Below are 9,032 nucleotides of genomic sequence, written 5' to 3'. Positions count from 1 at the left end.
CCTGCCCTGGCACTGGAAAGCCCACCAGCAGGTCCACAATACCATCGCCGCCTGAATACGCCCGCGTCTCTCGCCGGATGGTTACCGGTCGTGCGCGGCTTCTGGTAGATCGCCCGCAGGCCCATGATCGCCATGAGCCGCCGGACCCGCTTGCGGCCCACTTCATGTCCCTGGCGGCGCAGATGCCATGTCATCTGCCGTGAGCCATAATACGGCGTTTCCAGGAACTGGGCGTCGATCAGCCGCATCAGCTCCAGATTGGCTTCGCTCTGTGGCACAGGCCGATAGTAGACGCCCGACCGGTTGAGTTGCAGCAGCGTGCATTGCCGGATTATCGGCAGGCATGCTCTCTTCGGGTCAATCATCTGCCGCCTCTGATCACGCCCAACCGAGCAGAGGCATCCCGCAAAAAATCCCGTTCCACCAGCAACTGGCCGATCTTGGCGTGCAGTTTCTCTACATCAGCAGGGCTGACTGAAGGTTCCGTTACCGACTTACCAGAAAAAAGGCTTGCCATGCCTTCGATCGCCTGGCGCTTCCATTGGGCGATCATCGTCTGATGCACGCCATGTTTCGAAGCCAGTTCCGCCAGCGTCAGTTCCCCACGGATCGCCTCCAGCGCAACCCGTGACTTGAACTCTGCCGCATACCGTTTCCGCGTAATCTTGCCCATAAAACCCGTCCTCGTTCAGGCCAGATGATAGCTTATCGCCCTGTCCGAAAAATGGGGACCACCTCTGTCGGCCGGGGTGATCGACAGCCAAAGCGTCAAGGCGCCTCATGCAAAGACAAGGGGTTATGACGCCGGCAAGAAAGTGGTCGGGCGCAAGCGGCATATCGCCGTCGATACGGACGGGCGCCTGCTGATGCTCAACCTGACACCGGCCGACATCTCCGACAGCGCAGGCGCACAGATGATCCTGGATGCGATCCGTAAACGCTGGCCCTGGGTGAAGCACCTGTTTGCCGATGGCGCCTATGACCGCCTCCAACTGATGGACAAGGCGGCTTATCTGGAGTTCGTCGTCGAGATCATCCGCCGCCGTAACGGGGCTAAAGGCTTCGAGGTTCTGTCCCGACGCTGGGTCGTCGAACGGACGTTCGGTTGGATGACCCGCTGGCGACGCCTCGTGCGCGATTACGAGCGCCGCATCGATGTCTCACAGGCCATGATCTTCGTCGCCATGGGGGCCAATCTCATCCGAAGAAACGCTCATCCATGACTTTCCAAACAGGCTCTGAGAAACCTGATATTCGGCCACTGTTCTATCCTCCGAAGACCCTGTTACCAAGATTCATATCCATCTGTTCGACCGAGTGTGCGATTTTACGGAGAAGATCTTCACCAGATAGATGGATATAAAGTGTCGTACTTTGAACATTGCGGTGTCCGGCATACGTTGCGATATCGTGCAGACGCCAGCCTGACCGGGCCAAGTGCGTCAGTCTCAGATGTCTCAAGGTATGAGTACTGAACGCCGGTATGCCGGCTTGAAGGGCAAGACGTCTGACAGTTTTGCTCCATGACCACTTCGTTATGGGCTGTCGAAAGTTTCGATCTGACTCAGACAGAAACAAGGCACCTGAATGGGTTGTCGCACCGCGTCGACGATGTAAATACACTGCCAACACAGGACAAATCACTGCTGAGTAACAAACCACTCGAGCGTGTGCACTTTTACTCGTCTCAGCCCGAATAGTGAGGAGACGTCTCGCAGGGTCAATATCCGACACCCTCAAACCTACTAACTCTTCTCGGCGCAGTGCGCCATAGTAGGCCAAGGCGAACATGAGGCGATTTCTGACTGTTTCCTGTGCGACTATTTCTTGCAAGCGAGCCCATTCTTCGTCAGATGGCAAATATGGCAGTAATTTGGAACGACGTACCAAACCATACCTGAACCCGACATGCTCCGAGAGTGGGCCGCGCCCTACAACCGCCTGCCCTCGCGGCACCGGATTTCGATGTTTGATTCCTTCAAAGACCAAATGATCATACCAAAGTCGGACGGCGGACAGGCGCTGATGAAGCGTAGCATTGCTCACAGCAGCGCGAGTGGATAGGAAAGGAACGTCTTCTCCACGTAAATACCTTACAAATAGTGAAACATGACTCAAAGTTGCTGCCTCAGGAGCAACACCTGCTGCCTCACAAAAAAACAGATACTGTTCCAGACCTCTGGCATAGGCGTCTATGGTAGCGGGCGAACGGCCAAGATTGTCGAGCAACGAAAGCCATAAGCATCCTTGAGAGTTCTCAGAAACCTGCGGATATCGTGACCATTTAGGCTCAGGCATCGTACCCTCCCTTTGCGACACGAAGGTATAGATTCAAGCCGATGTATTCCAACTAACTTATAAGATGCTCTGCGCGTCATCACCCACCACCGTCAGGCCTCGACCGTCGGGCTTCATGCCCATCAAAATGTCCGCCTGCAGCCGGTTGGTGTCCTGATACTCATCGACCAGCACATGATCCCATTTGCCGCCGATATCAGCGGCCAGAACCGGGTCGCTGGTCATCTGCGCCCAGCACAGCAGCAGATCGTCGTAATCCAGCACGCCCTGTTCCTGCTTCGCGGTGACATAGCCTGCAAAGAGCTGTTTGAGCTGGGCTTCCCAGCCCGCGCACCACGGATAATGCTTCAGCAGCATATCGGCGAGCGGCGTGCCGGAATTCACCACACGGGAATAAATGGCAAGGCACGTGCCCTTGCCGGGGAACCGCTTCTCGGTTTTCGAAAACCCCAGATCATGCCGGATCAGATTCATCAGGTCAGCGGAATCTTCCCGGTCATGGATCGAGAAGGCCGGATCCATGCCGATCTGCTGGGCATACTCCCGCAGCAGCCGCGCACCAATGGAATGAAACGTCCCGGCCCAGGCCAGCGCGTCAACCAGAGGTCCGGTCTTGTCGCCGAGCACCGTTTTGCAGATGCGCTCCACGCGCCGCGTCATCTCGACACTGGCCCGCCGCGAGAAGGTCAGCAGCAGGATGCGGCGCGGATCGGCGCCCGAGGCGATCAGATGCGCGACCCGGTGGGCCAGTGTGTTGGTCTTGCCCGAACCAGCCCCGGCGATGACCAGCAGCGGGGATGAATCCGCCCCACCCGACGAGACTTCGGTCCCATGCGTGACAGCCTGTCGCTGGGCGTCATTCAGACGGGACAGATAATCGTCACTGTTTTGGATGGGAGAAGTCTCTGAATTCAATTCCTTAAGCTACCTTCACCAATAATTCCGGGTGGTTATGCGTCCTGCATCATGCCTAAGGCAGTGCGAATTTGCATTGACTTCCATCGCCGCATCAGAACAAATCACGAACATATAATCATGAAATGCACCTGCACAAGGGACATCGAGCCGTGAAATGACTGCTGAACTCAATAAAAAACCCGGTCTGGAGACGCTGCGGGCCGCGATCAGCCGTCTCGAAGGACACAGCGACCGACGCCGCAGGATGCTGCCCTTTGGCGTGTGCGAGATCGACAGCCGCCTGCCTGGTGGTGGTCTGGCGCTGGGCGCTCTGCATGAGGTGGCGGGCGGCGGGAATGATGCCCTGCACAGTGCCGCCGCCGGTCAGTTCTGCGCCGGGATTGCAGCCCGCACGCGCGGTAAGGTGCTCTGGATCGTCACCCGTCAGGACGTGTTCGCCCCCTCCCTGAAACAGGTCGGGCTGTCGGCACGGCGAACAATTTTTGTAGAGGCAACTTCGGACGTCGATGTGCTGGCGTGTTTCGAGGAAGGACTGCGACATGGCGGCCTCGGAGCCGTTGTCGCCGAAGTGGCCCGTCTGTCCATGACGGCCTCTCGTCGCCTGCAACTGGCTGCCGAGACATCAGGCTCTCTGGGCATCGCGATACGCCGCTGGCGACGACAGACGGACGCGGCGGATTTTGGCCAGCCGACCGCTTCCGTCACACGCTGGCGGGTCTCCGTCCTGCCGTCCGTGCCATTGCCGGTGCCCGGTGTGGGAAGACCGCGCTGGCTGCTGGAACTGATCCGTGCCCGTGCGGGCGAATGTGCCGATTTTGAAGTGGAGGCCTGTGATGGCAAGGGTCGTCTCTCTTTATCTGCCGCTCTGGCCGACCGACCGGATCAGGAAACGACTTGGACCAGACGCGCCCACGCCTGAAACGCCGCTGGCCCTTGTCGGACGGGAAGGGCGACGACGGATTGTCTTGTCGGTCGATCTGGCCGCCCGCAAGCTGGGGCTGCGCTCCGGCACGCCGGTGGCCAAGGCCCAGGCGCTGTATCCCGATCTGGTGCTGATGGACGCCGATCCCGAAGGCGACCGGCTGGGACTGGAAAAACTCGCTTTGTGGTTCCAGCACCGGGTCGCGCCCATCGTGGCAGTCGATGCGCCGGACGGGCTGGTGCTCGACACAACGGGGGCGGATCACCTGCATGGGGGTGAGCTTCCTATGCTCAAGGATATGGTTCACCGCATGGCAGGAGCCGGCTTCCGTGCCCGGGCCATTGTGGCGGACACCTGGGGTGCCGCGCACGCCATGGCCCGCTATGGCCGGTTAGCGATAGGGGCTGTCCCTTCAGATAAAACGACCTCTGCACTGGCCGACCTGCCCGTTGAAGCACTCCGCCTGCCCTCCCCTATCATTGAGGGTCTGGCCACGCTGGGCGTATCCCGCATCGGACCGCTTGCCGCCATGCCCCGTGCACCTTTGGCGCTGCGTTTCGGCCCGGATGTGGCCCGCAGGCTGGATCAGGCGTTCGGGCGTATTGGTGAAGCCATCGTGCCAGTCCGCCCGGTTGATCCGGTCGAGGTCAGCCGGAATTTCGCCGAACCCATCGGCGCGGCCGAGACCATTGCCCGTTATATCGGCAAGCTGGTGCCGCTGCTCTGCCAGAGGCTGGACGAACGTGGGCAGGGCGTGCGCCGTCTCGACCTGCTGCTGCATCGCGTGGACAGCCGCACCGAAGCGATCCGGGTGGCCACGGCCATGCCGGTGCGCGACGTCAAACGCCTGACCCGGCTGCTGTGCGAGAAGATCGAAACCATCGACCCCGGGTTCGGCATTGAACGCATGGTGCTGGTTGCCTCCCTGGCCGAACCGATGGACCGGCGGCAGACCGTGTCCTCCCTGATTGCGGAGGAAGAGGTCGATGTGTCCGACCTGGTCGACACACTGGCCAATCGTGTGGGCACGCAGGCGCTGTACCGGTTTGCCCCGGTGGAAAGCGACCTGCCCGAACGCTCCTTCTGCCGTGTGCCTGCACTGGCGCCCGAGGAGACAAAGGACTGGCCAGACCACTGGCCTCGCCCTACCCGCCTGCTGGCGCGGCCGGAACCGGTGCAGGCGATGGCGGAGCTGCCAGATCAGCCGCCGCTGTTCTTCATCTGGCGCGGCGTGCGACGGAAAGTGAAATGCGCCGACGGGCCGGAGCGTGTCTTTGGCGAATGGTGGAAGAATGACGCCGAACTGACCATCGCCCGGGATTACTTCCGGGTGGAGGATACGAGCGGCGAGCGGTTCTGGCTCTACCGTGCAGGTGATGGCGAACATGGCGAGACCGGCTCGCAGGGCTGGTTTCTGCACGGAATTTTCGGGTGAGCAGCTCGGCACCGTGTTACGCTGAACTGCAGGTGACGACCTATTTCTCGTTCCTGCGTGGAGCCTCCTCGCCGATCGAACTGTTCGAACAGGCAAAAGCGCTAGGCATCGAAGCCCTCGGTATCTGCGACCGTAATTCCCTGGCAGGCATGGTGCAGGCATACGGAGCGGCGAAGGCTACCGGCGTCCGGCTTGTCGTCGGCTGTCGCCTCGACCTGGCTGATTTCCCGCCAGTACTGGTCTATCCGACCGACCGCACGGCTTACGGCCGCCTTTGCCGTCTGTTGAGCCTTGGCAAGGCCCGAGCCGGCAAAGGGAAATGCCATCTGCTCTGGGAAGACTTGATCGCCTGGGGCGAGGGCCTGCTCGTCGTCATGATCCCGGACACGGCGGATGATGCCTGCGCCCTGCATCTTCGCAAACTGAAAGAGGCTTTTGCCGATCGCGCCTACATGGCGCTCACCCTGCTGCGCCGTCCCAATGACCAGATGCGGCTTTATGAACTGGCGAACCTGGCGCATCAGGCACGTGTGCCAACCGTTGTAACCAACGACGCGCTGTTTCACACCCATGACCGGCGCATTCTGCAGGATGTCGTGACCTGCATCCGCCACAACACCACCATCGATGAGGCAGGCTTTGTCCGCGAACGTCATGCCGACCGCTATCTCAAACCGCCTCAGGAAATGGCCAGGCTGTTCGTGCGTTATCCGGAAGCGGTCGCCCGCACCATGCAGATCGTGGAGCGCTGCCAGTTCTCACTTGATGATCTGGCTTACCAGTATCCCGATGAAGTGTCAGTTCCGGGCCAGACGCACCAGCAGGCGCTGGAAACGCTGACCTGGGAAGCTGCGGCACGGACCTATCCAGAGGGCATTCCGCAGGAGGTCCGCAAAAGCCTGAACCATGAACTCGGCCTGATCGGCCGCATGAATTATGCGCCGTATTTCCTGACCGTGAACAGCATTGTCCGCTATGCCCGCTCCCAGGATATTCTCTGTCAGGGCCGTGGATCGGCGGCCAATTCCGCCGTCTGTTATGTACTCGGCATCACTGCCATCGATCCGGCCCGCAATTCGCTGCTGTTCGAACGCTTCGTCTCGGAAGAGCGAGGCGAGCCGCCGGATATCGACGTCGATTTCGAGCACGCACGACGCGAGCAGGTCATCCAGTGGGTCTATGAGCATTACGGACGTGATCGGGCGGCCCTGACGGCGGTCGTCATCCGCTATCGCGCCAAAGGGGCGCTCCGTGACGTTGGCAAGGTCATGGGTCTGCCGGAAGACCTGATCCGAACCCTCTCAGGCCAAATTCATGGCTGGGGACGGAAACTGGACGATGACGCCCTGAATGACACCGGTATTGATCTGTCCGAGCGGCGCATCCGCCTGACACTCGACCTGGCACGTTGCCTGATCGGGACACCTCGCCATCTGTCACAGCATCCCGGCGGCTTTGTGCTGACGCATGACCGGCTGGATGAGCTTGTGCCCATTGAGCCGGCCTCGATGGAGGCTCGCCAGATCATCGAATGGGACAAGGACGATATTGACGTCCTGAAATTCATGAAGGTCGATATTCTGGCCCTGGGCATGCTGACCTGCATGAAAAAGGGGCTGGACCTTCTGGCCGAACACAAGGGCCAGCACTTCACGCTCCAGACCCTCCCGGCTGAAGATCCGCGCACCTACGCCATGATCCGCAAGGCTGACACGATCGGTGTGTTCCAGATCGAGAGCCGGGCACAGATGTCCATGCTGCCACGGCTCAAGCCGCGGGTGTTCTACGATCTCGTCATTGAGGTGGCGATCGTGCGTCCCGGCCCCATACAGGGGGATATGGTCCATCCCTATCTCCGCAGGCGTGAAGGGATCGAACCGGAAAACTATCCCACCCCGGAACTGGAAAAGGTTCTGAAAAAGACTCTCGGGATCCCGTTGTTTCAGGAACAGGCGATGCAGGTCGCCATGATCTGTGCGGGATTTACCGCCGCCGAAGCCGATCAGTTGCGCCGTGCCATGGCGACCTTCAAAAATACGGGCACAGTCTCGCAGTTTCAGACACGCCTGATCGAGGGCATGCGCACCAATGGGTATGATGAGGAATTCGCCGAGCGGATCTACCAGCAATTGGAAGGCTTCGGTTCTTACGGATTTCCCGAGAGCCACGCGGCCAGTTTCGCCATTCTGGCCTATTCGTCGTCGTGGATGAAATGCACCCATCCGGATGTGTTTCTGGCCTCGCTCCTGAACAGCCAGCCGATGGGTTTCTATGCGCCGGCACAACTGGTCCGTGATGCGCGGGAACACGGCGTGGACGTCCGGCCTGTCTGCGTGAATGCTTCACGCTGGGACAGCACTCTGGAAGGGCCGGAAAAGTCCGATGGCCGATTTGCCGTGCGGCTGGGCATGAGTCTGGTGAAAGGACTGGCCAACGACGATGCGGCCCGGATTGTTGCCGCACGAGCGTCACGCCTTTTCACCTCGGTCGATGACCTGTGGCGTCGGGCCGGTGTGAAAGCGGCAGCCCTGACCCATCTGGCCGAGGCTGACGCGTTCCGGCCTTCGCTCGGGCTGGCACGGCGCGAGGCGCTATGGGCGATCAAGGCTCTGCGCGATGAACCATTGCCCCTGTTTGCGGTAGCCCAGGTAACGCGGGAAGCTGAAGAACCGGATGTGCTGCTGCAACCCATGCGCGACGGGGCCGAGGTGGTGCGGGATTACAACCGGCTTGGCCTGACCCTGCGGGATCATCCCCTGACCTTCCTACGCGAGGATCTTCAGGCCAGGGACATCATGTCCTGTCGGCGGGCGCTGGCGGCAAAGGATGGGAAGCGTCTCACCGTGGCAGGGCTGGTGCTGGTTCGGCAGCGGCCCGGATCGGCGGAAGGTGTGGTCTTCATGACGCTGGAGGACGAGACGGCCAACATGAACGTCATCATCTGGTCCGATATGTTCGACGCAAATCGGCGCGTGGTGCTGGGCGGACAAATGCTGGCTGTGACAGGCATGCTCCAGAAGGAAGGTGACGTCGTGCATCTGGTCGCGAAGGAGATCACTGACCTTTCCGGCTTGCTCGCGGACCTCGGTAATCGCTCCTCTGCTGAGAACCCCCATGACAGCGATTCCGCCGGTGAGCGTATCGTCGTCAGATCGCGTAATTTCCACTGATCAATAAGGCCGCCGATTACGCTCACGCCATCGTGAAAATCCTCGTTATGAGCCCAACCTACGCTGGAGTTTCACTCCCATCTGCATCCTATGTGCATCCTGCGTGGGATTCCGGACAACAAAAAACCCGCCTGTTTAGGGCGGGTTTATCGTGTCCGATCAAGGACTTGTGCTTGGTTGCGGGGATAGGATTTGAACCTATGACCTTCAGGTTATGAGCCTGACGAGCTACCGGGCTGCTCCACCCCGCGGTGGTGATGAGTGTTGATTTTGCAATTGAGGTTTTTGG

General features: G+C 60.1%; 5 protein-coding genes, 1 tRNA gene and 2 pseudogenes. 4 read left to right on the top strand and 4 right to left on the bottom strand.

The features are described 5' to 3' along the window. Positions 1-74 precede the first annotated feature (74 nt). Positions 75-673 (bottom strand): annotated as a pseudogene (locus AABE20_RS08390) (IS3 family transposase); the annotation flags it as partial. 67 nt (positions 674-740) lie between these two features. Between AABE20_RS08390 and AABE20_RS08385 the strand changes: the two are divergent. Beyond that, a pseudogene (locus AABE20_RS08385) lies at positions 741-1,223 on the top strand (IS5 family transposase); the annotation flags it as partial. 43 nt (positions 1,224-1,266) lie between these two features. Here the strand turns inward: AABE20_RS08385 and AABE20_RS08380 are convergent. Beyond that, positions 1,267-2,298 carry a tyrosine-type recombinase/integrase gene (locus AABE20_RS08380; protein WP_081500010.1) on the bottom strand — a complete coding sequence of 344 codons (1,032 nt, stop codon included), beginning with the start codon at positions 2,296-2,298 and terminating at the stop codon, positions 1,267-1,269. Between the two features lie 57 nt (positions 2,299-2,355). Then, entirely contained in the window at positions 2,356-3,213 is an 858-nt protein-coding gene (locus tag AABE20_RS08375; RefSeq protein ID WP_253544407.1) for an ATP-dependent helicase, read from the bottom strand. 157 nt (positions 3,214-3,370) lie between these two features. Here AABE20_RS08375 and AABE20_RS08370 point away from each other — a divergent pair, with 157 nt between their 5' ends. The 3 genes from AABE20_RS08370 to AABE20_RS08360 are packed head-to-tail and all read left to right on the top strand — an operon-like array spanning position 3,371 to position 8,743. Next, positions 3,371-4,135: an ImuA family protein gene (locus AABE20_RS08370; protein ID WP_253544409.1), complete on the top strand. Its 765-nt coding sequence runs from the start codon at positions 3,371-3,373 to the stop codon at positions 4,133-4,135. Continuing rightward, positions 4,050-5,573 carry a Y-family DNA polymerase gene (locus tag AABE20_RS08365; protein WP_253544411.1) on the top strand — a complete coding sequence of 508 codons (1,524 nt, stop codon included), beginning with the start codon at positions 4,050-4,052 and terminating at the stop codon, positions 5,571-5,573. The genes AABE20_RS08370 and AABE20_RS08365 overlap by 86 nt, the downstream gene beginning before the upstream one ends. Continuing rightward, positions 5,570-8,743, top strand: coding sequence for an error-prone DNA polymerase (locus AABE20_RS08360; RefSeq protein ID WP_338332656.1), 3,174 nt, complete (start codon positions 5,570-5,572; stop codon positions 8,741-8,743). Before AABE20_RS08365 ends, AABE20_RS08360 begins: the two co-directional genes overlap by 4 nt. Before the next feature lie 174 nt (positions 8,744-8,917). Here AABE20_RS08360 and AABE20_RS08355 read toward each other — a convergent pair. Next, positions 8,918-8,994 (bottom strand) — tRNA-Met (locus AABE20_RS08355). Between the last annotated feature and the right edge of the window lie 38 nt (positions 8,995-9,032).

This window comes from Acetobacter zythi (assembly GCF_963921165.1).
Classification (GTDB): domain Bacteria; phylum Pseudomonadota; class Alphaproteobacteria; order Acetobacterales; family Acetobacteraceae; genus Acetobacter.
This window is presented reverse-complemented; position numbering and strand designations above follow the sequence as displayed.

Coding starts and splice junctions, on each gene's coding strand:
- AABE20_RS08370 (WP_253544409.1), top strand. CDS start 3,371: ATGACTGCTGAACTCAATAAAAAACCCGGTCTGGAGACGCTGCGGGCC.
- AABE20_RS08365 (WP_253544411.1), top strand. CDS start 4,050: ATGGCAAGGGTCGTCTCTCTTTATCTGCCGCTCTGGCCGACCGACCGG.
- AABE20_RS08380 (WP_081500010.1), bottom strand. CDS start 2,298: ATGCCTGAGCCTAAATGGTCACGATATCCGCAGGTTTCTGAGAACTCT.